Origin of the sequence: Spirillospora sp. CA-128828, assembly GCF_050945415.1 — a bacterium.
Classification (GTDB): domain Bacteria; phylum Actinomycetota; class Actinomycetes; order Streptosporangiales; family Streptosporangiaceae; genus Spirillospora.
In genome coordinates this window covers 2,932,782-2,957,430 of record NZ_CP191986.1, presented here as the reverse complement: position 1 = coordinate 2,957,430, position 24,649 = coordinate 2,932,782, and the positions used below count along the sequence as shown (strand labels likewise).

The 24,649-nt window shown below is 72.2% G+C and carries 23 protein-coding genes; 9 read left to right on the top strand and 14 right to left on the bottom strand.

The window, feature by feature from the left end; all coding sequences use genetic code 11:
* Window position 1: 1 nt before the first annotated feature.
* The 3 genes from ACQPXG_RS14740 to hrcA all read right to left on the bottom strand — a co-directional run bounded on the left by ACQPXG_RS14740 (window position 2) and on the right by hrcA (window position 2,977).
* The gene (locus ACQPXG_RS14740) at window positions 2-733 is read right to left on the bottom strand and encodes a 16S rRNA (uracil(1498)-N(3))-methyltransferase (protein ID WP_433468233.1); all 732 of its coding nucleotides are present in this window, start codon (window positions 731-733) and stop codon (window positions 2-4) included.
* A 96-nt stretch (window positions 734-829) separates the two neighbouring features.
* Complete coding sequence (gene dnaJ, locus ACQPXG_RS14735; RefSeq protein WP_433468232.1) at window positions 830-1,966, bottom strand: molecular chaperone DnaJ; 1,137 nt, start codon at window positions 1,964-1,966, stop codon at window positions 830-832.
* On the bottom strand, window positions 1,967-2,977 hold the full coding sequence (gene hrcA / locus ACQPXG_RS14730; RefSeq protein WP_433468231.1) for a heat-inducible transcriptional repressor HrcA: 1,011 nt from the start codon (window positions 2,975-2,977) through the stop codon (window positions 1,967-1,969). It abuts the gene before it with no gap.
* A gap of 204 nt (window positions 2,978-3,181) precedes the next feature.
* Between hrcA and ACQPXG_RS14725 the strand changes: the two genes are divergently transcribed.
* Window positions 3,182-3,994, top strand: coding sequence for a DUF3097 domain-containing protein (locus tag ACQPXG_RS14725; protein ID WP_433468230.1), 813 nt, complete (start codon window positions 3,182-3,184; stop codon window positions 3,992-3,994).
* 13 nt (window positions 3,995-4,007) lie between these two features.
* Here the strand turns inward: ACQPXG_RS14725 and hemW are convergent, their stop codons facing one another.
* Window positions 4,008-5,216 (bottom strand): radical SAM family heme chaperone HemW, encoded by a 1,209-nt coding sequence (gene hemW / locus ACQPXG_RS14720; protein WP_433468229.1) that lies wholly within the window; start codon window positions 5,214-5,216, stop codon window positions 4,008-4,010.
* Between the two features lie 39 nt (window positions 5,217-5,255).
* Window positions 5,256-5,696: a hypothetical protein gene (locus ACQPXG_RS14715; protein WP_433468228.1), complete on the bottom strand. Its 441-nt coding sequence runs from the start codon at window positions 5,694-5,696 to the stop codon at window positions 5,256-5,258.
* A 156-nt stretch (window positions 5,697-5,852) separates the two neighbouring features.
* Here ACQPXG_RS14715 and ACQPXG_RS14710 point away from each other — a divergent pair, with 156 nt between their 5' ends.
* The 3 genes from ACQPXG_RS14710 to ACQPXG_RS14700 all read left to right on the top strand — a co-directional run bounded on the left by ACQPXG_RS14710 (window position 5,853) and on the right by ACQPXG_RS14700 (window position 8,961).
* Window positions 5,853-6,818, top strand: a complete 966-nt coding sequence (locus tag ACQPXG_RS14710) for a hypothetical protein (RefSeq protein WP_433468227.1) — start codon at window positions 5,853-5,855, stop codon at window positions 6,816-6,818.
* An 86-nt stretch (window positions 6,819-6,904) separates the two neighbouring features.
* On the top strand, window positions 6,905-8,311 hold the full coding sequence (locus ACQPXG_RS14705) for a hypothetical protein (protein ID WP_433468226.1): 1,407 nt from the start codon (window positions 6,905-6,907) through the stop codon (window positions 8,309-8,311).
* A gap of 302 nt (window positions 8,312-8,613) precedes the next feature.
* Window positions 8,614-8,961 (top strand): DUF4870 domain-containing protein, encoded by a 348-nt coding sequence (locus ACQPXG_RS14700; protein WP_433468225.1) that lies wholly within the window; start codon window positions 8,614-8,616, stop codon window positions 8,959-8,961.
* Between the two features lie 3 nt (window positions 8,962-8,964).
* Here the strand turns inward: ACQPXG_RS14700 and lepA are convergent, their stop codons facing one another.
* Window positions 8,965-10,809 carry a translation elongation factor 4 gene (gene lepA / locus ACQPXG_RS14695; protein ID WP_433468224.1) on the bottom strand — a complete coding sequence of 615 codons (1,845 nt, stop codon included), beginning with the start codon at window positions 10,807-10,809 and terminating at the stop codon, window positions 8,965-8,967.
* Between the two features lie 238 nt (window positions 10,810-11,047).
* Here lepA and rpsT point away from each other — a divergent pair, with 238 nt between their 5' ends.
* Together rpsT and ACQPXG_RS14685 are read left to right on the top strand one after the other, a co-directional pair.
* Window positions 11,048-11,320, top strand: a complete 273-nt coding sequence (gene rpsT / locus ACQPXG_RS14690) for a 30S ribosomal protein S20 (RefSeq protein ID WP_433468223.1) — start codon at window positions 11,048-11,050, stop codon at window positions 11,318-11,320.
* A gap of 51 nt (window positions 11,321-11,371) precedes the next feature.
* Entirely contained in the window at window positions 11,372-11,908 is a 537-nt protein-coding gene (locus tag ACQPXG_RS14685; protein ID WP_433468222.1) for an RNA 2'-phosphotransferase, read from the top strand.
* Here the strand turns inward: ACQPXG_RS14685 and ACQPXG_RS14680 are convergent.
* The gene (locus ACQPXG_RS14680; protein WP_433468221.1) at window positions 11,850-12,377 is read right to left on the bottom strand and encodes a hypothetical protein; all 528 of its coding nucleotides are present in this window, start codon (window positions 12,375-12,377) and stop codon (window positions 11,850-11,852) included. The genes ACQPXG_RS14685 and ACQPXG_RS14680 overlap by 59 nt on opposite strands.
* A 70-nt stretch (window positions 12,378-12,447) precedes the next feature.
* Between ACQPXG_RS14680 and ACQPXG_RS14675 the strand changes: the two genes are divergently transcribed.
* Both ACQPXG_RS14675 and ACQPXG_RS14670 read left to right on the top strand, forming a co-directional pair.
* Complete coding sequence (locus ACQPXG_RS14675; RefSeq protein ID WP_433468220.1) at window positions 12,448-13,368, top strand: LysR family transcriptional regulator; 921 nt, start codon at window positions 12,448-12,450, stop codon at window positions 13,366-13,368.
* Complete coding sequence (locus ACQPXG_RS14670) at window positions 13,308-13,727, top strand: SRPBCC family protein (RefSeq protein ID WP_433468219.1); 420 nt, start codon at window positions 13,308-13,310, stop codon at window positions 13,725-13,727. The genes ACQPXG_RS14675 and ACQPXG_RS14670 overlap by 61 nt, the downstream gene beginning before the upstream one ends.
* Window positions 13,728-14,296: 569 nt before the next feature.
* Here ACQPXG_RS14670 and holA read toward each other — a convergent pair.
* Together holA and ACQPXG_RS14660 are read right to left on the bottom strand one after the other, a co-directional pair.
* Window positions 14,297-15,250 (bottom strand): DNA polymerase III subunit delta, encoded by a 954-nt coding sequence (gene holA, locus ACQPXG_RS14665; protein ID WP_433468218.1) that lies wholly within the window; start codon window positions 15,248-15,250, stop codon window positions 14,297-14,299.
* A 363-nt stretch (window positions 15,251-15,613) separates the two neighbouring features.
* Window positions 15,614-16,351, bottom strand: coding sequence for an NmrA family NAD(P)-binding protein (locus tag ACQPXG_RS14660; RefSeq protein ID WP_433468217.1), 738 nt, complete (start codon window positions 16,349-16,351; stop codon window positions 15,614-15,616).
* A 138-nt stretch (window positions 16,352-16,489) separates the two neighbouring features.
* On the opposite strand from ACQPXG_RS14660, the gene ACQPXG_RS14655 reads away from it, so the two are divergent.
* Window positions 16,490-17,002, top strand: coding sequence for a TetR/AcrR family transcriptional regulator (locus ACQPXG_RS14655; RefSeq protein WP_433468216.1), 513 nt, complete (start codon window positions 16,490-16,492; stop codon window positions 17,000-17,002).
* A gap of 257 nt (window positions 17,003-17,259) precedes the next feature.
* On the opposite strand, the gene ACQPXG_RS14650 is transcribed toward ACQPXG_RS14655, so the two are convergent.
* The 5 genes from ACQPXG_RS14650 to hflX form a co-directional block, all read right to left on the bottom strand.
* Entirely contained in the window at window positions 17,260-19,644 is a 2,385-nt protein-coding gene (locus ACQPXG_RS14650; protein ID WP_433468215.1) for a ComEC/Rec2 family competence protein, read from the bottom strand.
* Window positions 19,645-19,694: 50 nt separating this feature from the next.
* Window positions 19,695-20,408, bottom strand: a complete 714-nt coding sequence (locus ACQPXG_RS14645) for a helix-hairpin-helix domain-containing protein (protein ID WP_433468214.1) — start codon at window positions 20,406-20,408, stop codon at window positions 19,695-19,697.
* Between the two features lie 155 nt (window positions 20,409-20,563).
* Entirely contained in the window at window positions 20,564-21,409 is an 846-nt protein-coding gene (locus ACQPXG_RS14640; RefSeq protein ID WP_433468213.1) for a DegV family protein, read from the bottom strand.
* 124 nt (window positions 21,410-21,533) lie between these two features.
* Window positions 21,534-22,748: an imidazolonepropionase gene (gene hutI, locus ACQPXG_RS14635; protein ID WP_433468212.1), complete on the bottom strand. Its 1,215-nt coding sequence runs from the start codon at window positions 22,746-22,748 to the stop codon at window positions 21,534-21,536.
* Between the two features lie 451 nt (window positions 22,749-23,199).
* The gene (gene hflX, locus ACQPXG_RS14630; RefSeq protein WP_433468211.1) at window positions 23,200-24,636 is read right to left on the bottom strand and encodes a GTPase HflX; all 1,437 of its coding nucleotides are present in this window, start codon (window positions 24,634-24,636) and stop codon (window positions 23,200-23,202) included.
* Window positions 24,637-24,649: the final 13 nt, after the last annotated feature.

Below are 24,649 nucleotides of genomic sequence, written 5' to 3'. Positions count from 1 at the left end.
GCTACCAGCGGCCGGTGGCGGCCAGCAGCACGCTGGCCGCGGCGACACCGGCCGTCGAGGTGCGCAGGACGGTCGGGCCGAGCCGGGTGGCGCGCCCGCCGGCGTCGCGGAACCGGTCGAGTTCCTCGCCGCTGATCCCGCCCTCCGGGCCGACCACGAGGACGATCTCGCCCTCGGCGGGCGGCTCCACCGCGCTCAGCGGCGCCTCGGCCTCCTCGTGCAGGATCAGGGCCAGCGACGCGTCGGCGATCCGTCCGGCGACCTCTTCGGTGGACGCCAGCTCCGGCACCTCGGGCAGCCGGCCGCGCCGGGCCTGCTTGCCTGCCTCGCGGGCCGTCGCGCGCCAGCGCCCGAGGGCCTTGTCGCGGCGTTCCGGACGCCACCGGGTGACGCACCGGGCCGCCGACCACGGGACGATCTCGTCCACGCCGACCTCGGTCATGGTCTCCACGGCCAGCTCGCCCCGGTCGCCCTTCGGGAGGGCCTGGACGACCACGAGGCGCGGCGAGGGCGGCGGCTCTCGGTGCCGGACCAGCACGTCCAGGGTGAGGGACGCGCGGTCGGCGGCGGTGACGACGCATTCGGCGAGCAGTCCCTCGCCGTCGGTCAGGTCGACGCGCTCACCGGGCCGCAGCCGCCGCACCGCCGCGGCGTGCCGCCCTTCGGGCCCGTCCAGCAGGACCCGGTCGCGTTCGAGCGCGTCCGTCCCCGCGAGGAAGACCGGCGGACTCATGCGCGCACTCCCGGTTCATGTGCGGGGTTCATCTGGGCCCCCCGGATGCTCCGAATCGCCGCGGCGGCCCTCCTGGTAGGCCGCCGCCACTGCGCTTCAGTGCTGGTTGAACACGTCCTTTATGCGGGAGAACACGCCGCTGCGCTGCCCGGGGGCGAACTTGCCCGGGGGGCGTTCCTCGCCGCGCAGGGCCGCGAGGCGGCGCAGGAGCTCCTCCTGCTCCTCGTCCAGCCGGTTCGGCGTCTCCACGTTCACGTGGATCATCAGGTCGCCGCGGCCGCTCTCGTTGAGGTGCCGGACGCCCCGGTTGTAGAGCGTGATGACCTGCCCCGACTGCGTGCCGGGCTTGATGTCGACGCTCTCGGCCGCGTCCAGTGTCTCGATCGTGACGCTGGTGCCGAGCGCCGCCGCCGTCATCGGGATCTCGACCGTGCAGTGCAGGTCGTCGCCCTCCCGCTCGAAGATCGGGTGCGGCTTCTCCACGATCTCCAGGAACAGGTCGCCGGGCGGGCCGCCGCCGGGGCCGACCTCGCCCTCGCCGGCGAGCTGGATGTGGATGCCGTTCTCCACGCCGGCCGGGATCTTGACCTTGACGGTGCGCCGGGTGCGGACCCGGCCGTCGCCGGAGCACTCGGTGCACGGGTTGCGGATCACCGAGCCGAACCCGCCGCACGCAGGGCACGGCCGGGCCGTCATGACCTGGCCGAGGAAGGAGCGCTGGACCTGCTGCACCTCGCCGCGGCCGTGGCACGTCTCGCAGGTCTCCGGATGGGTGCCGGGCGCGCAGCCCGAACCCTCGCAGGTGGTGCAGGCGACCGCGGTGTCGATGGACAGCTCCCGGGTCGTGCCGAACGCGGTCTCGCCGAGGTCGAGCTCGACCCGCAGCGTCGCGTTCCGGCCGCGGCGGGCCCGCGACCGCGGGCCCCGCGACGTCGCGGTGCCGAAGAAGGCGTCCATGATGTCGCTGAACGGGAATCCGGCGCCGCCGAACCCGCCGGCCCCCGGACCGCCCGCGGACGCGAACGGATCCGCGCCGAGGTCGTACATCTCGCGCTTCTTCGGATCGGAGAGCACCTCGTACGCCTGGGTGATCTCCTTGAACTTCTCCTGCGTCTCCGGATCCGGGTTGACGTCCGGGTGGAGTTCCCGCGCGAGCCGGCGGTAGGCCCTCTTGACCTCGTCGGCGCTGGCGTCCCGCCGGACGCCCAGGGTCGCGTAGTAGTCGTTCGCCACTTACGACCCCGCCAGGATCTGTCCCACGTAGCGTGCCACTGCCCGTACCGCTCCCATCGTGCTGGGGTAATCCATGCGTGTAGGCCCGAGAACTCCAAGCCGGGCCAAGGTGAGATCGCCCACCCCGTAGTCGGCGGCGACCACCGAGGTCGATCTGAGCCCCAGGTCGGGGTTCTCGGTGCCGATCCGCACCGTAACTGTAGAGGAGTCGCCGGTCTCGCCGAGCAGCCGCATCAGGACGACCTGCTCCTCCAGCGCCACCAGCACCTCCCGCAGGCTCTGCGAGAAGTCCACGGCGGCGAGGTTGGCCGCCCCGGCGAAGACGATCTTCTCCTCGTGCTTCTCGACGAGTGTCTCCAGCAGGACGGACAGGACCGCCGCCGCGATCGGCCGGTCGTCCGGCCCCACCTTGTCGGGCAGGTCCGCGACGGCGGCCGGGACGTCGCCGAGCCCGAGCCCGTCCAGGCACGTGTTGAGCAACGCCCGCAGGTGCCCGATCGATTCCTCGGAGATCGACCCGGTCTCGATGACGCGCTGCTCCACCCGGCCGGTGTCGGTGATCAGGACGAGCAGCAGCCGCCCCTCCGCGACGGGGACCAGCTCCACGTGCCGCACCGACGAGCGGGTCAGCGACGGGTACTGGACCACCGCGACCTGCCGGGTCAGCTGCGCCAGCAGCCGCACCGTCCGGCCGACGACGTCGTCGAGGTCGTACGCGCCGGACAGGAACGTCTCGATCGCGCGGCGCTCGGCGACCGACAGCGGCTTGATCGTGGACAGCCGGTCGACGAACAGCCGGTAGCCCTTGTCGGTGGGGACGCGCCCGGCGCTGGTGTGCGGCTGGGCGATGTAGCCCTGCTCCTCCAGCACCGCCATGTCGTTGCGGATGGTCGCCGGCGACACGCCGAGGTTGTGCCGGTCCGCCAGCGCCTTGGAGCCCACCGGCTCGTTGGTGGAGACGTAGTCCTCGACGATGGCGCGCAGGACCGCGAGTTTCCGGTCGTCCAGCACGTTGTCACCTCCTTCGTCCGGCCGGCCCGTGCAACTGGCACTCCTTACTCCCGAGTGCCAAGTCTACGGCCCGGAGGGCTCGGCTGGAGCGCCCGCGCACTCCCCGCATGGCTGCGCGATCCTATCCGTATCGGGCGCGGACGCCACGCCGGGAGACGAGGGACGACGCCGCCCGGGCCTCCCGCCGGGTTAATGTGCGGACCCGTGCGGAGTAAGAACTACGGAAACGACGTGCTGGCCGGCGACTGGCGCAGGCCCCGCAAGGGACAGATCCCCGAGGTCCCGGCGGAGCCGGGACTGGTGGCCGAGGACCCCGGCAGCGGCTTCTGCGGGGCCGTCGTCGGCTGCGACAAGTTCGGCGTCACCCTGGAGGACCGGTTCGGCAAGCGCCGGGTGTTCCCGCTGACCAAGTCCGGGTTCCTCATCGACGGCGAGCCGGTCACCCTGGTCAGGCCGGGCGCCGCGCCGAGGGGCCCGGCGCGCTCGGCGTCCGGGTCCGTCGCCGTCGAGGGCCTGCGGGCACGGGTGGCCAAGGAGAGCCGCATCTACGTGGAGGGCGTCCACGACGCGGAGCTGGCCGAGAAGATCTGGGGCCACGACCTGCGGGTCGAGGGCGTCGTCGTGGAGTACCTCGAAGGCGTGGACGACCTGCCCGCCATCGTCGAGGAGTTCGCCCCGGACGAGGAGCGCCGACTCGGCGTCCTCGTCGACCATCTGGTGGAAGGGTCCAAGGAGTCCAGGATCGCGGCGCAGGTCACGTCGCCGCACGTCCTCGTCACCGGTCACCCGTTCATCGACATATGGGAGGCCGTCAAGCCCGCGGCCGTCGGCATCCGCGCCTGGCCCCGCATCCCGCGCGGCATCTCCTGGAAAGAGGGCGTCGTGGCCGAACTCGGCTGGGGCGACGACACGGGCGCGGCCTGGAAACGCATCCTCGCCTCGGTCAACACCTACACCGATCTGGAACCGGCCCTCCTCGGCCGGGTGGAAGAGCTGATCGACTTCGTCGCCGGCTAGTCGCGGGGGCCGGTCAGGTCAGGGTGTGGAGGACGGCGTCGGCCAGGAGGCGGCCGCGTCGGGTCAGGACGGCGCGGCCCCGGTCGTAGGGGGCGCGTTCGATCAGGCCGTCGTCGATCGCTCTGCGGGCGGCCTTGTCGTCGAGGAGGTTCGCCGGGCAGCCCTGGGCCAGGCGGAGTTCGAGCATGATGCGCTCGAAGCGGCGGTCCTCGGCGTCCAGGATCTCCCTGGCGTGCGCGGGCGTGGTGCCCTCGGCCAGGCGGGCGGCGTACGCGGCGGGGTGTTTGACGTTCCACCAGCGCGTCCCGCCGACGTGACTGTGCGCGCCCGGGCCGACACCCCACCAGTCGGCGCCCGTCCAATAGAGCATGTTGTGCCGGCAGGCGGCGCGGGGGTCGGCGGCCCAGTTGGAGATCTCGTACCAGTGCAGGCCGTGGGCTTCGAGCAGCTCGTCGGCGATCAGATAGCGGTCGGCCATGGCGTCGTCGTCCGGAGCGGTCAGCTCGCCGCGTTTGACCTGTGCCGCCAGGCGGGTGCCCTCCTCGACGATGAGCGCGTACGCCGACACGTGGTCGGGCTCCGCCGCCAAGGCCGCCTCCAGAGAGGCCCTCCAGTCGTCGTCGGTCTCCCCTGGCGTCCCGTAGATGAGGTCGAGGTTGATGTGCTCGAAGCCCGCCTTGCGCGTCCACTCGACGACCTGCGGAACGCGTCCGGGCGTGTGCGTGCGCTCCAGGACGGCCAGGATGTGCTCGCGCGCGCTCTGCATGCCGTACGAGACGCGCGTGAACCCTTGCTCACGCAGACGGTGGACGTACGCCTCGTCCACCGACTCGGGGTTCGCCTCCGTCGTGACCTCCGCACCTGGAGCGAGCCCGAACTCGGCGTCGATCGCGGCCAGGACGCGGCCCAGATCCTCCGGCGGCAGCAGCGTCGGTGTGCCACCGCCCACGAAGACCGTCTCGACGGGCAGGTCCACGTCCCCGAGGACACGCCGCGCCATGCGGACCTCCCCGATGGCGGTGTCGGCGTACGAATCGCGGCTCGCGCCCGGCCCCAGCTCCGTCGCCGTGTACGTGTTGAAGTCGCAGTATCCGCAGCGCGTCACGCAGAACGGCACATGCACGTAGAAGGCGAAGGGCCGCTGGCCCAGGCCGGCGAGGGCGCCGCCTGGCAGCGCACCGTCCGCCGGTACGGGATCACCATCGGGAAGAGTCGAGGGCACCCCTCAAGTCTGCCCCGCCTCGCCGCCTGCTCCGTCCGGTCAGGTCTCCGCGAGCTTGCCGCGGAGCCAGTCCGGGATGTGCTCCTCCGCCCGCGGGAACCGGTCGAGGTCCAGGGCGTAGGCGGACGGGGCGAGCGGCGGGGTGAAGTCGGGCTCGCCGTCGTAGTCGAACTCGGCGCTGAAATGGCCGGAGCGCTCGACCTGGAGGCGCGCGGTGAACCAGGCGCCCTTGTCGGCGCGGTACATGACGCGGCGCAGCTCGTCCATCTTCCCGACGGCCTGGCCGGGCGGCAGGGCCGTGCGGCGCCCGCCGTCCGGGCCCTCGACCTCGAAGGAGGCGCTGTCGATGCCGACCGTCGCGCGGAACTCGAAGTCCAGCCGCTCCCAGCCCGCGGGCGCGGCGGAACGCAGCGCGCGGACGGCGCCGTTCACCGTCTCCCGTTCCTTCGCGGAACGCAGAACCTGCTCGGGCTGGGTCACGCTACCTCCGCGAGGTCGGTCCGGGTCGCTTGATCAGGCACCGTACCCGTACGACCGTACCCGCGAACGCATCCGTGCCGGGGGCCATCGCCGTGTCGCAGGTGACACGGCCGGAATGGAGCGTGGCGGCCCACTTGGGTCGATAAGGTCGTCGGGATGCGGAACGAGGGTGCGGGTGGCGGGGGGCGTGTGCCCGTGCGGGTCCTGCTGTGCGGTGAGCCGGGCGGGTGGCACTGGACGGTGGTGGACGACGCGGGCGGCGAGCGGCGTTCGGAGTTCACCGGGGCGGGGACGCGCTGGTCGGCGGGCGGACGGTCCGATCCGGAGCCGGCGTGGTGGCACCGCAGGCTCGCCGAGACGGCCGAGGGGCTGCGGGAGGCGGTCGCCGAGCGGCTGACCGACGCGACGTTCCGCGAGTTCGGCGTCGAAGCCGCGATCACCTGGTTCGCGGTCGACGACCCGGTCGCCTGGGAGGGCATCGTCACCCTCGGGGAGGCCGACCCCGCGCGGTTCCCCGGCCGGGTGCCGCCGTTCGTCGTCACGCTGGAGCCCGGCCGCGGGGCGCTGCTGCCCGACGCGAACCTGCTGTTCTCCACGCGGGCGGCGGACGCCTGGACGACCCTCGACGCGGTCTCGCGGCGCTGCGGCACCCGTCCGCCGAAGTCGTCGTTCCTCTGCGGGTGGGCCGGGCACCGCAGCGTGCGGGTGGGGCGCGGGACGCTGGCGCTGTCCACCGGCCGGGACGAGAACGGCGTGGAACGGCTCGCCGAGATCTGCGGGACGCGGGCGCCCGGGTGGAGCGGCAACCCCGAGATGCGGTTCCGGCTGGACGGCGTCGACCTGCTCGACGAGCCCGCCGGCGACGTCGTCGCGCTGCTGCGGGAACTCGACCACGACATCGTCCGGCGGGGCAGGACCGTCCGGCTGGCCGCCTCGGGGCTGACCCTCTACGAACCGGATCCGTTTCCTGTGGGGGGACACCCCGCACCCTCCGAAAGGGCGGGCCGGTCCGGCTCCCTCCGCTCCGCCGGCGCTCCCCTCCGGGAACCGGACTGGCCGGGCGCGGCGGAACGGTTCACCGGCGTGTCCCTTGGGCCGCCGGCGGCGCTCGCGCCGCTGTGACCGGTTCCTGACGCACACGAACCCGACACCCACGGGCGACCGCGCCGTCATCGGAACGCAACCCCGCCGCCCTAGGTTCGCCGATCATGAGAAGCCGTGCGCGTCATGCCGTGCTCGCCGTGACCGGCGCCGCCCTCGCCGGTGCTCCCCTCGCCCTCACCGCCTCCCCCGCCGACGCCGCCGGGCCGCCCGGCACGATCAGCGTCCACCGCGGCGGCCCCGCCCGGTCGCTGCCGTTCACCGCCCGCCGGGACGGCGAGGCCCTGATCTCCTTCACCGCGTCCGCTCCCGGCGTCTCGTGGGTCCGCAAGGGCGCCGAGTCGGCCGTCGTGTCGATCGCCGTGGACGGACGCCACGTGACCGACCTCGTCGTCCCCTCGTCCGACCCGACGCCCCGCAGCCTCGGGCTCGGGCATGTCGGAAAGGGCCGCCACACGGTGACGCTGCGCTTCGCACAGGGCAGCGCGCCCGCCGCCCGCCGTGTCACCCTCCGGCGCCCCCAGGTCCGCATGCCGGCGGCGGACGCGCTCGCCCTGCGGCACGCGCCCGTCGTCGTGGGCCGGACCGGCTGGCCGTTCGGCGACCCGTACCAGAACGCCACGACCGACACCCCGCTGATCGCCTGGCACGAGACCCGTCCCGCCGCCACGCCCGGGCACCAGATCATCGAGTACTCGGTGGTGTGGAGCAACGAGGACGGCGGCACCGACACGCCCGCGCTGATGGCCCGCTGGGGCCGGACGACCGACATCGAATGGATCTACCGGGTCGAGGTCGACGCGGCCGGCCGACGTGTGGACGGCACCGCGGTCTACCAGGCGCCCATGCACCTGACCTTGAAGTTCACCGGCCGCTACGAGGGCGACCACCCGGTGCTGCAGACCTGCACCCAGAACAACAACATGTGCGACGTGATCTCGCCCGATCCTCCGCTGCGCTTCCTGCTCGACGCCTCCCGGACGCGTCCGGACGGGCGTGCCCGCGAGGTCGTCATGGACCGCGAGCCGTGGACGTACCGCATCGCGGCACAGGAGATGGTGCGCGAGGGGAAGATCGAGAACCCGTCCGATCCCGCGACGCGCGAGGTCGGCGACCAGCGCACGTACCTGTTCGTGGAGTTCGCCAAGACGACCGGCGCGGCGACCGGGACCGGGTCGGTACCGGGGGTGGCGCTCGGCGTCAGGCTCAAGTCCGCCCCGTCCACGCTGTACCGCTCCGACCACGACGAGCCGACCTGGTCGATCGATCGTGACGGCGCCGTCGCGACCACCGTCGAACTGCCCGAGGGGACGGCGGTCTCCGACATCGCGAGCATCGAGGCCATTCGCCGTCCGACCGGATCCGGTGACAACGGCGCGCCCGCCACGGTCACGTCCATCAACAGGGGCTTCTTCCTGGACGACTCGTACCTGCCGCAGGCTTCGTCCATCGGGTGGAACGGGTCGGTCACTCTCACCCAGGCCGCCCCATCCGCCGTCCTCTGGCACCCCTGAGCCGCCTGTAGGCCGGCCGTGGCCCGAAACGGTCACAGGCCGGTCTACAAAGGGAACCTGTGCGAACTCCGAGGGCGTCCAAGGAGTCATACACTTCGCCAATAGCTCGCACAGCGAACCCTGAGAGGACCTTCGCCATGGCCTACGGGCCTCCTCCGTCGCCCGGCCAGGGACAACAGCCCCCGTGGCAGCAGCAACCGTCACCCTGGCAGCAGCCTGGCAGCGCCTGGCAGCAGCAGCCACAGCAGCCCCAGCCCGGCCCGGGCTGGCAGCAGCAGTCTCAGGGCGGAGCCGGCGCCCCGATGCCTGAGCACTTCGGCCCCGTCACCGACGACGACAAGACGTGGTCGCTCATGGCGTACGTGGGTCAGTTCCTCGTCGGCGCCATCGCACCGGCCGTCGTCTACCTCGGCAAGGCCCGCTCGCCGTTCGTGCGCAGGCACGCCGCGCAGGGCCTCAACATGGGCATCGCCGCCATCGCCGTCTGGATCGTCTTCGGGGCGCTGTCGCTGGCCGTCGAGTTCTTCATCTGGGTGCCGCTGCTCTTCACGGCCGTGGTGATGTTCTTCCTCGTGTACGCGGGGAGGGCCGCCAACCGCGGCGAGTTCCGCCGCGTCCCGTCCGCGGTGGCCTGGCCCCTGCTGAAGTAGCGGCTACTTCTTGCCCTTGTCGGCGTCGCCGCCCCCGCCGGTGGAGAGGGCGGCGACGAACGCCTCCTGCGGGACGTCCACCCGGCCGATGGTCTTCATCCGCTTCTTGCCCTCCTTCTGCTTCTCCAGAAGCTTGCGCTTGCGGGAGATGTCGCCGCCGTAGCACTTGGCGAGGACGTCCTTGCGGATGGCGCGGATGTTCTCACGGGCGATGATGCGGGCCCCGATCGCGGCCTGGATGGGCACCTCGTACTGCTGCCGCGGGATGAGCTCCTTGAGCTTGGCCGTCATCATCAGGCCGTACTCGCGGGACTTGTCCTTGTGGACGATCTGGCTGAACGCGTCCACCGACTCGCCCTGCAGCAGGATGTCGACCTTCACCAGGTCGGCCTCCTGCTCGCCACTGGGCTCGTAGTCGAGCGAGGCGTACCCGCGGGTCCGGGACTTCAGCTGGTCGAAGAAGTCGAAGATGATCTCGGCGAGCGGCAGCGTGTAGCGGATCTCGACGCGGTCCTCCGACAGGTAGTCCATGCCGAGCAGCACGCCGCGGCGGCCCTGGCACAGCTCCATGATCGCGCCGATGTGCTCGGACGGGGACAGCAGGGTCGCCCGCACCACCGGCTCGTACACCGTGCCGATCTTGCCCTCGGGGAACTCGCTGGGGTTGGTGACGGTGTGCTCGGTACCGTCCTCCATGACCACCCGGTAGACGACGTTCGGCGCCGTCGAGATGAGCGACAGGCCGAACTCGCGCTCCAGCCGCTCACGGACGATCTCCATGTGCAGCAGGCCGAGGAACCCGCAGCGGAACCCGAAGCCGAGCGCCGCCGACGTCTCCGGCTCGTAGACCAGCGCGGCGTCGTTCAGCCGCAGCTTGTCGAGCGCGTCGCGCAGCTCGGGGTACTGGTCGCCGTCCACCGGGTACAGGCCTGAGAACACCATCGGCTTCGGGTCGCGGTAGCCGCCGAGCGCCTCGGGCGCCGGGCGGGACGCGATGGTCACGGTGTCGCCGACCCGCGCCTGCCGGACGTCCTTCACGCCGGTGATCAGGTAGCCGACCTCGCCGACGCCGAGGCCCTGCACGGGCTTCGGCTCCGGGGAGATCACGCCGACCTCCAGGGTCTCGTGCGCGGCCCCGGTCGACATCATCAGGCTCTTCTCGCGGCGCGACAGATGCCCGTCCATGATCCGGACGTAGGTGACGACGCCGCGGTAGGTGTCGTACACCGAGTCGAAGATCAGCGCCCGGGCGGGGCCGTCGGGGGCGCCGACCGGCGCCGGCACCTCCTCGACGATCTTGTCGAGCAGCTCGCGGACGCCCTCGCCCGTCTTGCCGGACACGCGCAGCACGTCCGACGGGTCGCAGCCGATGATCCCGGCGAGCTCCTCGGCGTACTTCTCCGGCTGCGCCGCCGGCAGGTCGATCTTGTTCAGGACGGGGATCAGGTGCAGGTCCGCCTCAAGGGCCAGGTACAGGTTCGCGAGCGTCTGCGCCTCGATGCCCTGCGCCGCGTCCACCAGCAGGACGGCGCCCTCGCACGCGGCGAGAGACCGCGACACCTCGTAGGAGAAGTCGACGTGCCCGGGGGTGTCGATCAGGTTGAGGACGTGGTCGGTTCCGCCGGAGTGCCACGGCAGCCGGACGGCCTGGCTCTTGATCGTGATGCCGCGCTCGCGCTCGATGTCCATGCGGTCGAGGTACTGGGCGCGCATCTGGCGCTCCTCGACCACTCCGGTCAGCTGCAGCATCCGGTCCGCGAGGGTCGACTTGCCATGGTCGATGTGCGCGATGATGCAGAAGTTGCGGATGATCGCGGGATCGGTCTTGTCGGGCTGAGGCGCTGGCACCGGGGTCCGTTCGCAAACTCACTGGTGGACATGGATGTGTGCATCCCATGGTCCCATGCCTGGCGCGATGCTCCGTTCACGGCCTGGTTTGGGACAGGGCCTGGTGATTGGTAAGCTGTGCGACTGCGTGTGGCGTAGCGTCGTGCCCCGGGGGCACCGTCCCGCCCCCGTTCAGACATTCGTCAGAGCCTGCGCGGAGCGCAGGCCCAGGATCGCGACCAAGCTGAGGCACTACGACGTGGCTAACATCAAGTCCCAGATCAAGCGCAACAAGCAGAACGAGAAGGCCCGCCTGCGCAACAAGGCCGTCAAGTCCGAGCTGAAGACGGCGATCCGCAAGTTCCGCGAGGCCGCCGACGCCGGCAACCTCGAGGACGCCGTCGCCGCGCAGCGCAACGCCGCGCGCAAGCTGGACAAGGCCGTCAGCAAGGGCGTCATCCACAAGAACCAGGCCGCCAACCGCAAGTCGGCGATCGCCAAGCGCGCCGCCGCCCTGCAGGCCGCCGAGTAGCAGCCGCACGCCCGGGGCCGGCTCTCGTGCGCCGGCCCCGACGCATGTCCGATGGACGAACGCCGGCTGGTCAAGATCTCCAAGTATCTCGCCAAGCATCTGCGGCACCGCCCGGAACGGATCGGCCTCACGCTCGATCCCGAAGGCTGGGCGGACGTCACCGAACTGCTCGCGGCCGCCGCGCGGCACGGTTTCGCGCTCACCCGTGCCGAACTCGAACACGTCGTGGCCGTGAACGACAAGAAGCGCTATGAATTGGACGGAAACCGGATCCGCGCCGTCCAGGGCCATTCGGTTTCCGTCGCACTGAATCTGCCGGTGACGCCCCCGCCGGAGCTGCTCTTCCACGGCACCGCGGCCCGATTCGTGGAGCCGATTCTGCGCGAGGGGCTGCTGCCCATGGGGCGGCATGCCGTCCATCTCTCACCCGACCGCGAGACGGCTCGGCGGGTCGGCGCCAGGCGCGGCGAGCCCGTCATCCTGGTGGTCCAGGCCGGGCGCATGGCCGCCGGCGGGCACGAGTTCCGGGTCAGCGCGAACGGCGTGTGGCTGGTCGACTCCGTCCCGCCGGAATATCTCGGCGAATGATCTCGGCGGCCTCCCAGTCGGGCACGTGCCGCACCCATTCCGGCCCTCCCTTCGGCCCGAACAGATACCGATAGGTGACGATCTCGCGAATGGCGCGGTGCACGTCCAGCCGGTCGTCGATCATGTGCGTGATCCCGAGTTCGGCGCAGTGCCGCGCCTTCTCCTCCCGCTTCCGGCAGAACCGGACGTTCGCTCTGGGCAGGCCCGTCCGTTCATAGAAGTCGTGGTGCTCCAGCCATGCCAGCGTCCTTTTCCTGATCCGGTCGCCGCATTTGGAGATGATCCAGGCCCGCCCTTCGAATGCCTCGATCAGCCCGGGCAGCACCTCGTAGACGCCTTCGGTCGCGGGCGAGGCGAGGGCCTCCTCGAAACTCCCGTCGAGGAACACGGTGTCGTCGTCTCCAGGAGCCAGCAGGCCGCCATGGATGACCCGGCCGAAATCGACGCCGAGTCGCTGTTCGTTGTCCATGCCCCCACTTTCGGGCCGATCACTCCTAAAGCAGAACTATTAACAGCACGTCAAGCTATAGTTTCTCCCTATGGATCTGAGCCGCCTCTCCACGGACGCGCTCGCCTCGTTCGCCGTCTTCGCCGACCACCTCAACTTCACCCGCGCCGCGGAGGAACTGCACATCTCCCAGCCGGCGCTCCACGTCAAGGTGCAGAAACTGGCCGAGAACCTGGGCCGTCCCCTCTACACGCGTCAGGGGCGCCGTCTGACCCTGACCTCCACCGGTGAGCAGGTCGCCCGTTTCGCCCGCGACCTCGACGCCCGCATGACGGCCTTCCTCGCCGACGTCCACGGCACGGCCTCCGATCGCGTGCCGACCCTGGCCGCCGGTGAAGGCGCCTACCTGTACCTGCTCGGCGACGCCGTCCACCCCGGCGTCCGGCTGATCAACGGCGGCCGTGCCCGCACCCTCGCCGCCGTCCGCACCGGCCGCGCCGACCTGGGCGTCGCCGTGCTGGACGTCCTGCCGCCCGACGTCGAAGCCGTCCCGCTGGCCTCCTACCCCCAGGTGCTGGTGATGCCGGACGACCATCCGCTCACCGCGCGGCCGCACCTCACGCTCGCGGACCTGGCGGGGGCCGCCCTCATCGTCCCGCCCCCTGCGGGCCCGCACCGCATCACCCTCGAACGCGCACTGCGCGCCGCCGACGTGCCCTGGTCACTCGCGGTGGAGGCCGAGGGCTGGCCGCTGATGCTGCACTTCGTGTCGCTCCACATCGGCCTCGCCGTCGTGAACGGCTGCGTCCCGCCGCCTCCCGGCCTCACCGGACGCGAGATCATCGACCTGCCCGCCGTCCCCTACTACGCTCTCCACCTGCCGGGCCGCGCCGACGACCCGCTCGTCACCGGCCTGCTGGCCGCCGTCCGCGCATCGTTGAGGAGCGCCCCGTGCACTTCGAGATCTCCGTCGACATCGACGCCGCACCCGAGACCGTCTGGAACCTCCTGACGGACGTCGAACGCTGGCCCGACATGACGGACTCGATCGACCGCGTCGAACTCCTCGACAAGCCCTTCGCCCTGTCCAGCCGGGCCCGCGTCCACCAGCCGAGACTCCGCCCCGCCGTCTGGACGGTCACGGCAATCGACGAGGACAGGGCCTTCACCTGGGAGTCCCGCCTCCCCGGCGTCACCACGACCGCCGTCCATGAGATCGCCCCCAACGCCGCCGGCACGGTCACCGCCCGCCTGACCCTCGACCAGACCGGCCCGCTGTCCCCCGTGATCGCCCTCCTGACCGGCCGCCTCACCCGCCGCTACGTGACCATGGAGGCCAACGGCCTGAAAACCAAGGCCGAAACCCCCTAACCGCCAGCCCACGGCGCACCAAGAGGTGCGCGGAGCCCCGCCAGGCCGGTCTCCCAGAGCACAGCGACGCCGGTGGGAGCGCCCGAAGAAACGTCGAGGGCGAGGTGCCCGTTGAAGGTCGTGCCGCCTTCAACGGCCCCTGGGGCACACGACAAAGGTGCGCGTCTCGCCAGGACGGCGACCGCCTGTGCAAACCGCCCAAGAAGACCGAAGGCGAGGGCTCAACCGACGTATTCGCGCCCGCCTTCGACCACCCGCGCGCCACGACAAACACGCAATGTCTCGCCAGGACGGTCTCCCAGAGCACCGCAACGCCGGTACGACGCGCGAGGAACATCAAGGGCGAGGCGCCCATTGACCGTCTTCGCGCCCGCGTTCGACCACCCGCGCAGACGCCCGCGCCACGACGAGATGCACCGAATCTCACCACGACACTCACCTGGGCACGGCAACGCCAGTGCATCCAGCCCGGACGGAGGCGGACGGCAAGGGCCCAACGGACGGGTGTGTGGCCGTCCTCGATCAGCAACGGGGGGTTGAGGTGACATGGGGACAAGGGTTCCCGGGTGTCAGCCGCGGGCGGCGACGATCTGGGCGACGGTCTTCTCCAGGGCGTAGGCGGGGTCGGCGGCGCCGCCCTTGACCTGCTCGTCGGCTTCGGCGACGGCGGTCAGCGCGCGGGCGACCCCGTCGCCCGACCAGCCGCGCAGCTGCTTCTGCACCCGGTCGATCTTCCACGGCGGCATGCCCAGCTCCTTCGCCAGCGCCGCGCCGCGCGCGCCCCGGGGCGCGCCGCCGACCTTCGCCAGCCCCCGCACGCCCTGGGCCAGCGCGCTGACGATCAGCACCGGCGCGACACCTGTCGCGAGCGCCCACCGCAGCTGCTCAAGGGCTTCGGCGAGCTGCCCCTCGATGGCCTTGTCCGCCACCATGAATCCGGTGATCTCCGCACGGCCCCGGTAGTACCGGGCGATGGCGGCGTCATCGATCTTCCCGCCGGTGTCGGCGACGAGCTGGCTGCACGCGGCGGCCAGCTCGCGCAGGTCGTTGCCGACCGCGTCGATCAGCCCGCGCGCCCCGTCCGCCGAGATCTTCCCGCCGGACCGGCGGATCTCGGCCCGGACGAAGTCGACGCGCTCCCCCATCCGGGTGACCTTCGGGCACGAGATCTTGCGCGCCTTGAGCTTGGTCAGCCCGTCGACCAGCGCCTTTCCCTTGGCACCGCCAGGGTGGACGGCGATGAGCACGACGTCCTCCGCGGGCGCCTTGGCGTAGGCGAGCACTTCGGCCGTCAGGTCCTTGCCGAGGTCCTGCGCCGCCCGGAGCACGATCACCTTCCCGCCCCCGAACAGCGACGGCGACGTCAGCTCGGAGATCCGTCCGGGCTCCAGCCCGCCCGGTGCGAGATCGATGACCTCCGCCTCCGGATCCCCCGCCCGCACGGAGGCGGCGACCTCTCCGATCGCCCTCTCCGCGAGCAGCTCTTCGTCCCCGACGACCAGAATGATGGGCTCGACCGACACCCCTGCAGCATGCCACGTCCTGCACCCGCCCCGTGCCGCCCCACGTCCTCACCGGCCCCGGTCACGACGATCCATGCCGCCGAGGGGCACCGTCCCCCCTCCGCCCGCCCCGCGTCCGAACGGCCCCAGTCACAACCCGCAGAAGACTCTCCGGGTGTCGTACCCGGGACACGTGGTGCACCGCGTGCTCGCCTCTGGCGGGCAGAAGGCTTCTTGGGGCCACGCCACGTCGACGCTTTCAGAGTGCTGGACGGCGTCCCAACCGGCAGGGTCCGCCAGAGACAACGTCAAGGCCACCGTGGCGATGGTCTGGCGGAGGAACTCCCGGACGTTGCCCGGTCGTCGGCGCGTTGGTCCGGACGTCTATCCAAGGAAATCCCGTAGCGAACACGGTTGGCGACCCAGAATGTCGGCCACGGTCGTGGTCGTGCTCGCCCAGCGCCCATCCCCGATCTGCGACATGAGTTCGGCCAGGTCACGGGCCGCGTTGGCGGGCATGCCGCGCTTTTCCAAGTGCACGGCGGCCTCCTCCACCGGCAGGTCCACGTAGCGCACGGGCCGGCCGAGTGCTCCGCTGAGCTCAGCGGTCACCTCGTCATGTGTGAGCGCCGCCGGCCCGGTGAGCTCGTAGGCGGCGTCGGCCCCGACGGGACGCGTGAGCAGCACGGCTGCGACCGCGGCGATGTCGCGTGCGTCGATGTAGCCGACCCTGCCCCTGCCGTATGAGCCGAAGATTCGCCCTTCCTCGTCGACGTCGCCCGCGAGATTCTGCATGAAGCCGACGGGCGCCAGGATCGACCACGGCACGCCGGAGGCTCGGAGATGCTCGTCGACTTGCCCGTGCATGCCGAATCCGAGCAGGCTGCTCGACATCATGCCGCGCACAGAGACGGTCACCACCTGTCCGGCGCCCGCGGCCACGGCATGATCGATGACCGCCTGGTGCGCTCGCACGAATCCCGGCCACAGCGCGCTGTTGAGGAAGAGCCTGTCACCCGGTTCCAACGGGATGGTCTCCGGCCGCTCCAGGTCGCCGACGACGTAGTCGCAACCCAGTTCCTCGCCCTGTTCCGCGCGCCGTACCACTGCCCCGGGCCGCACCGCCCAGTTCCTTGATCAGCGCACGCCCGATCGTGCCTGTCGCACCCGTCACAACGATCATCACGCAACCTCCTAGGCGGAATGTCGGCTTCCACTTCTATACTAAGCGGAAGACCGTCGTCCACTTTGGAGGATCCAATGCGCGCCGACGCCCGCCGCAATCGGGACAGAATCCTGGAGGCGGCACGCGATGCGATGGCCGAGCGCGGCACGGAAGCGCCGATGGAGCTGATCGCCCGCCGTGCCGGCGTCGGCGTCGGCACGCTCTACCGCCGATTCCCCGATCGCGGCGTGCTGCTCGCCGCCCTGGCCGAGCAGTACGTTCACGAGCTCATGGACGCCCTCGACCGCGCCGTGGCGGCCGAGCCCGACGCGTGGGCGGCCGTTCGCGCCTTCGTGTTCCACAGCGTGGAGAAGAGCCGCGGCGCCATCGCGGCCGCGCTGGCCGGGACCTCCGCGCCGCAGGCAAGGCAGGCGCTGGTGCAGCGCCTCGACGAACTGGTCCGGCAGGCGCAGGCGGACGGTGCGATGCGACCGGATGCGAGCACCGGCGACCTCATGGATCTGCTCAACGTCTTCGCCTGCCACCCGGGGGTCGTCCCGGAGCGTTTTCTCCCCCTCGTGCTCGACGGCCTGGATCGGCGCTCGTGAGGCCCGGTTCCGGCCGTGCCGCCGAGCAGCACGACCCCGGCGGCGGCCGCGGCCGGCGCCCGCGCGGCCCGGTACCGCCGGCAGCGGCAGCGCGGCAAGAAGACAGGCCATCGAAGTGATCCCGGCGCGCACCGCCAAGCTCCGTGCGACGCCGGAGACCCGGGGCGGCCGCCTGAGCCGTGCCGCGGTAGAGGCAGGGCCGACCGCGAACAGCCGAGCGTGCCGTGTGGGCACGGCATCGGGCCCTCCGGCGGCGGTCAATGGCGAGGGACGGCGGCTACGCCGGTTCTGGTGCGGACCACGGCTATGTCTCCTTCCTTGTCCGTGCGATGGATCTGGGTGCGAAGGCGGCGCAGGAGGCCGAGGGTGGTGGCGGACGGGTGGCCGTAGTCGTTGTGCTCACCGACCGAGATCAGCGCGATGGACGCGCGGGCGGCGGCCAGGAATCGGAGGTCCTGGCTACGTGAGCCGTGGTGCGGGACCTTCAGGACCTGCACGGACGGGACGCTCGACTCCAGGGCACGTTGCGCGTCCAGTTCGACGTCGCCCGCCAGGAGGGCGCTGAAGCCGGGTCTGCGGGCCACGACGACCACGCTCGCGTTGTTGATCGTGGTGCCGTCGTCCTTGGGCGAGAGGACGGAGGCGGTGGCCGGCGGAGCCAGGACGGAAAGGGTGAGGTCTCCGACCTGCCACTGCTGGCCGGGCTCGGCGCGGGCGGTGTGGAGGCCGGAGGTGAAGCGCGCCTCGCGGCCCGGCGACAGGGGCGTCGTCAGTACCCCGCGGACGGTACGGCCGTGGCGGACGCCGGACGTGCCGCTGATGTGGTCGGCGTGCGGGTGGGTCAGGACGAGCAGCGGGACGTCCCGCACGCCGAGGCGCCGCAGGCAGCGGTCGACCGGCGCCGGGTCGGGGCCCGTGTCCACGACGACCGCCTGGCCGGGGCCGGCGGACAGCGCCAGGGCGTCGCCCTGGCCGACGTCGCAGGCGACCATCTGCCAGCCGGGCGGCGGCCAGCCGGGGGCCGTCACGCGGACGGCGACGACCGCGATCAGGACACCGGTCATGGCGCCGGCCGCGACGACGCGCAGGCGGCGGCTGCGCAGGATAAGGAGGGCGACCGCACCGGCCAGCAGGAGCGTGACGGCGCCGAGTCCGCCTCTGGTCCACGGGATCGTCGCGTAGGGCAGCGCCGCGGCGGTGCGGGCGACCCAGATGATCCAGCCGACGGCGAGGCCGGCGGGCCCCACGACGGCACGGGCGAGCGGCAGCGAGACGGGAGCGGTAACCGCGGCGAGCGCGCCGAGGAGCGTGGCGGGGGCGACGGCCGGGGCCGCCAGCAGGTTCGCGAACACGGAGACGACACCGACCTCGCCGGACAGCATCACCAGGACGGGGGCGACGGCCACCTCGGCGGCGGCCGCGACGGCGAGGGCGTCGGCGAGGGGACCGGGCAGCCGGCGGGCGAGCCGTTCACGCCACGGCGGCGCCAGGACGATCAGCCCTGCGGTCGCGAGGACCGACAGCGCGAACCCGTACGAGCGCGCCAGTTCCGGGTCGATCAGGACCAGGAGGAGGACGGCCGCGGCCAGCGCGGGAAGCCCCTGCCGCTGCCGCCCGGTGAACAGCGCCAGCAGGCCGATCGAGCCCATGACGGCCGCCCGCAGGACGCTCGGCTCCGGGCGCGCGACGACGACGAACGCGAACACCGCGAGGACGGCGACGGGCGGGGCGCGCCGGCGTCCGAGTCCCGCGACGCGGCACAGCCCGAGCACGGCCCCGATGACGATCGCCAGGTTCGCACCGGAGACGACGAGCAGGTGGGTGAGCCCCGCGGTGCGGAAGTCGTCCGCGAGCGACGGGTCCAGGCGGGAGGTGTCACCGACGACCATGCCCGGCAGTACTCCGCGCCGGTCGGGCGGAAGCCGGTCCACCGCCGCCCGCAGCCGTGCCCGCACGTGCTCGGCGGCGCGCTGGATCCTGGACGGCCCGCTGAGGACCGCGGGCGGACCTCTCACGATCACGACCGCGGCGAGCAGGCCGGCGCCCTTGGGCGTCGCGAATCGCCCTCGAAGCCGCACCCGCTGGCTGGGCACCAGGCGGAGCCAGCGAGGGTCGCCCGCGATCAGCAGCACGGGCACGCGGACCCTGGACCGCGCCACCGCCTCCGCCCGCGCCCGGATGATGATCATCTGGCGGCCGTTGCCCGGTCTCGCCCGCGGGTCGCCGGTCAGCACCGCCTCGGCCGCCGCGAACCGTCCGGCGCGCGCGAGCCCCCGGACCGGGCCGCCGTCGACGGCCGTCGTCCGGAGCGCCACGCCGCCCGCCGAGGCCGCCGCGCATGCCAGCACGACCCCCACGACGACCCGCCGCCCCCGTCCCGCGTCGGGAGCGGCCTTCGGCGTATCCGCGGCGGGTGCGGGCTCGGCGGCCACGCCTCCCGGCGCGCCCCTTGACGCGGTCGCGCGCCCGGCACTCTCCCGTGGGCGCACGGGCCGGTCTCGGTGGGCGGTCAAAAGGTAGAGGGACGCGACGGCCGCGGTCGCCGCGACGGCATAGATGAGGGGCTGAGGCAGGCCGATCGTCGCGGCGGCGGTGAGCCAGGTGGCGAGGGCCGGGGCCAGGAGGCGGAGATCGTGGGTCATCTGGCACCTTCACTATGGGGACCTCCGCCCTCGGGCGGAGCAGGGAACCGTCAAACACGGACCATCGATCTCAGGTCGGCGAATCGGTGGGAGCCGATGCCGCTGACGTCCTGGAGTTGCTCGACGGAGCGGAAACCGCCGTGCTGGGTGCGGTAGGCGACGATGCGCTGGGCGAGGACGGGCCCTACACCGGGAAGGTCGTCCAGCTGGTCGGGTGTGGCCGCGTTGAGGTCCAGCGGCGTGCCCGGGCCGGCCGGTGACCCGCCGCCGGGCGGTGCCCCTCCACCGGGCGAGGCGGGCCCGGACGGTGCCGGGGCACGGATGCCGACCGGGATCTGCTCGCCGTCCACCAGCTTGCGGGCGAGGTTGAGGGCGCCGGTCTTCGCGCCCGGCCGCGCCCCGCCAGCGGCCTTGATCGCCTCGGCGACCCGCGAACCGGACGGCAGCGTGACCACGCCCGGGTGCCTGACCTTGCCGAGAACGTGCACGACCACCGAGGACGACACCGCCGCCGGGCTGACGGGCGGGGCCGGCCGGGGCTCGGCGAGCGAGGCGGTCGCGGTGGGCGCCGCGGACGGCTGCGGACGCGGGCGGGCAAGCCAGAGGTAGCCGCCGGCCACGAGCGCGGCGACCACGCCGACGAGGACGAGCATGCGGACATGCGATCTCTCGGGCGTCGCGCGTAACCGGGCCGCGGGTGGCGCGCCGGACGGCCTCAGCCGTCCTAGGAGGGTGTGCAGGCGATCCTCCGTGTCGGGTCTCATGACGCCTGACGCTAAGGAAGCCGGGAGAACGGCCGCGACGAGTTCCGAAACTGTGGATAACCCGGTCTCAGCACCCCCGGGCGGCAGCCGCGGCGGGCACGGGCAGAACCGCCGGAAACCCGGTCATCCCCGGCGCCGCCTCCCGCACGGGTGGCTCAAAGTTGCGGGGCGACCACGACGCCGAGCATGCCGGGACCGACGTGGGCGCCGATGACGGGGCCGACCTCGCCCACATAGACGTCCTGAACGTGCGGCACACGTTCGCGCAGCCGTGCGGCGAGAGCCTCCGCGCGGCCGGAGGCGGCGAGGTGCTGGACGCCCAGGTCGACGCGCCGGTCACCGGCCTCGGCGACGGCGAGCTCTTCCAGCCGGGCGAGCGCGCGCGAGGAGGTGCGGACCTTCTCCAGTGGCGCGATCCGCCCGTCCGCGATGTCGAGCAGAGGCTTCACCATCAGCGCGGAACCGAGGAGTGTCGCCGCGGCACCGATCCGGCCGCCCCGCCGCAGGTGCTCAAGGGTGTCGACATAGATGAGCGACCGTGTGAGCTCGGCCCGCCGGGTGGCGGCGGCCACGGCCTCCTCGGCGGAGCCGCCGGACATGGCGACGGCCGCCGCGGAGAGTGCGGCGAACCCGAGGCCCATGCCGATGGTTCCGCTGTCGACGACCCTCACGGGCACGGGTGCGCCATCGGCTGCGAGCCGAGCCGCCTCCACCGTCCCCGACATGGCCGACGACAGATGTACGGAGACCACGGAGCGGGCGCCGGAGGACGCCGCGGCTTCGTAGGCGTCCGCGAAGCGCCGGGGAGCCGGACGGGACGTGGTGATGGGGTGCCATTCCTTCAGCGCCTGGGCGGCCTCGGCGGTGCTGATGTCGCCTTCGTCCCGTGTGGTGCCGCCGACGGCGATCTGGAGGGGGACGACGGTCAGCCCGTGCCGTTCGGCTAGGCCCGGCGGAAGATAGGCCGTGGAATCGGTGACGACGGCGACCGCACTGCCCATGGGGCGACATTACCCATCACCGGCGGGTTCGGCGATGGCCTCACTCCCGGAATCGGCCGTGCGGAGGCGCGCGGCGCGGCCTCTGGGCGACGCGACGGGATCATCCGTGCCGCGGTGTGCCGGGTCAGGGCTGGACGGGGACGCCGCCGCGCCAGACGCGCAGGGCACGGAGCCCGAACGCCCAGGCGAAGGCACCCTCGTGGTCGGCGTCCCACAGGACGATGTCGGCGAGCATCCCCGGGGCGAGGGAGCCGCGGTCGCCGACGCGCAGCGCGGCGGCTCCGCCCAGCGTGGCGGCGCGCAGAGCCTCGGTCACGCTCAGCCCGAACATCGCGACGGACAGCCCGATGACGAGGGGCATGGACGTGATGCCGCACTGGCCCGGGTTGTGGTCGGTGCCGAGGGCGACGGTGACGCCGCGGTCGAGCATCTGCCGGACGGGTGCGGGGGCGCGGCTGCTGTTGAGGGCGCTGCCGGGGCAGACGGTAGCGGTGACGCCGGCGTGGGCCAGGGCCTTGATGTCGTCGTCGCTGGCCTGGGTGAGCAGATCGGCGGACGCGCAGCCGACCTCGGCGGCGACCTGCGCGGCGCCGATGCGCTCGTTGGCGCAGGCGTGCATGCGGGCCTTCAGACCGGCGCGCTTGCCGGTGAGCAGCAGGGCGCGTGCCTCTTCGGCGGTGAAGTGGCCCTCGTCGCAGTAGACGTCGATCGAGTCGGCGCCGGCGACCGCGGCGTCGCCGGCCCAGAGCCGGACGGCCTCGATGTAGTCGCGGCGCCGGCCGAAGAACTCCGGCGGCAGGATGTGCGCGGCGAGGAACGTGGCGTGGATGCGCGGCATGGAGGGCTCGCCCTCCAGCGACCGCAGCATCCGGATGTCGGCGAGTTCGCCGTCGCGGGTGAGGTGGTAGCCGGTCTTGGCCTCGACCGTGGTCGTCCCGGCGAGGATCCACTGGCGGAGCCGTTCGCGGACGCCGTTGCAGAGCGTCCAGGGGTCGGTGCCCCGGGTGACGGTCACCGTGGAGTTGACGCCGCCGCCCGCGGCGGTGATGGCCGAGTGGGACGAGCCGCTCGTGCGCATCGCCAGTTCGGCCCACCGGTTGCCCGCGTAGACGGGGTGGGAGTGCGCGTCGATGAGGCCCGGCGTGACGAGGCCGCCGCCGAGGTTCTCCACGTGGTCGACGTCGACGATGTCGTCGATGATGCCGGGGACGCTCTGCGGGAGGTCGGAGGCGGGCCCGGCCCAGACGACCCGGTCGTCGTGGATGAGCACCGCGGCGTTGCTGCAGACGTCGGTGCCCGTCCAGAGCCTGCCGATGTTCGTCAACAGCCGTACCGTCATAGGGTCACCGACCTGGGTGGGGCCATGCGCATGTCAGCGCGGTTCCGGGCGCCGTCCGGCGATGGGACGGGGCGCCCGCCCTCGTGCCGGCGTTCGGACCTGCCATGGTTGGGCCACCTGCTCTCGATCCGAAACGCCGACTGGATGCCGGCGACTCCACCGTTGGAGGGTCGGGTGACCGGAAGGCCACCACTGGCAACAAGACCGGAGATATCGGTTTCGTCACGGTAGTGCACTGAAGGTCCGTCGGACAACCTCTGATCACAGCACATCGACACCCATCACCCCGCCCCTGGCTCTTCGACGGTACGGATTTCAACCGTGCCGTCAAGCGGATTGGACAAGCTGTCACCGTTCGGCGACCAGGAAGCGCCTTCGGACGTTCCCGAACCCGATCCGCCGGCGGACCCAAACCCACCGGGATCCGTGAAAACCCCGGTGGGAGCGGGGTTCAGGCCGTTGGAGAGACGGTCTCGTACTGGGCCAGCTCACTCGCGAGAGCCGCCGGAACACGAGCGTGCAGGACGGTGCCCTCGGCGACGTGCTCCTGCTTGAGCACCTCGCCCCGCTCGTGCACCTGCGCGACGAGGTCGCCGCGCTCATACGGCACCAGGACGTGGAGTTCGCTCTCCAGTCCCGGCAGGTCCGCCTCGATCGCGTCGCGCAGCTCGTCGATGCCGAACCCGGTGCGGGCGGACACGACGACGCTGTGCGGCTCGCGCCGCTGCAGGCGCGCGATCGCCAGCTCGTCGGCGGCGTCCGCCTTGTTGATCACGATGATCTCGGGGATCCGGTCGGCCTCGATCTCGCGGAGCACCTCGCGGACGGCGTCGATCTGCGCCTCGGGGTCGGGATCGGAGCCGTCCACGACGTGCAGGACGAGCCCGGCGTCGGTGACCTCCTCCAGCGTCGAGCGGAACGCCTCGACGAGCTGGTGCGGAAGGTGCCGGACGAACCCGACCGTGTCGGCGAGGGTGTAGGCGCGGCCGCCGGGCGTCTCGGCGCGCCGGACGGTGGGGTCGAGGGTGGCGAACAGCGCGTTCTCGACCAGCACGCCGGCCCCGGTGAGCCGGTTGAGCAGGGACGACTTGCCGGCGTTGGTGTAGCCGGCGATGGCCACGGCCGGGACCGCGTGGCGGCGCCGCTCGCCGCGCTTGGTGTCGCGGGCCTTGGACATGTCGGCGATCTGCCGGCGCAGCTTGGCCATCCGGGTGCGGATCCGCCGCCGGTCCAGCTCGATCTTGGTCTCGCCGGGGCCGCGGCCGCCGATGCCGACGCCGCCCGCGGCGCGCCCGCCGACCTGCCGGGACAGGTTGCCGCCCCAGCCGCGCAGCCGCGGCAGCAGGTAGTTGAGCTGCGCGAGCTCCACCTGCGCCTTGCCTTCGCGGCTCTTGGCGTGCTGGGCGAAGATGTCGAGGATGAGCGCGGTCCGGTCGATCACCTTGACCTGGACGGTCTCCTCCAGGTGCCGCAGCTGGCTCGGGGCCAGCTCGCCGTCGCAGATGACGGTGTCGGCGCCGGTGGAGATCACGACGTCGCGCAGCTCGGCGGCCTTGCCGGAGCCGATGTAGGTCGCCGGGTCGGGGCGGGACCGCCGCTGGACGAGCCCTTCGAGCACCTGCGAGCCCGCGGTCTCGGCGAGCAGCGCCAGCTCGCGCAGGGAGTTCTCGGCCGCCTCGGCCGTCCCCTCCGTCCAGACGCCCACGAGGACGACCCGCTCCAGCCTCAGAGCGCGGTACTCGACCTCGGTGACGTCGGTCAGCTCGGTGGACAGGCCCGCGACGCGGCGCAGTGCCCGCCGGTCCTCAAGGTCGAGCTCGCCCGTCATGGGCTCGTACTCGATCTCTTCCGGATTCTGGGTCTGGTCTGCAGAGAAAGGTTGAGTCATATGTCCTCGGTAG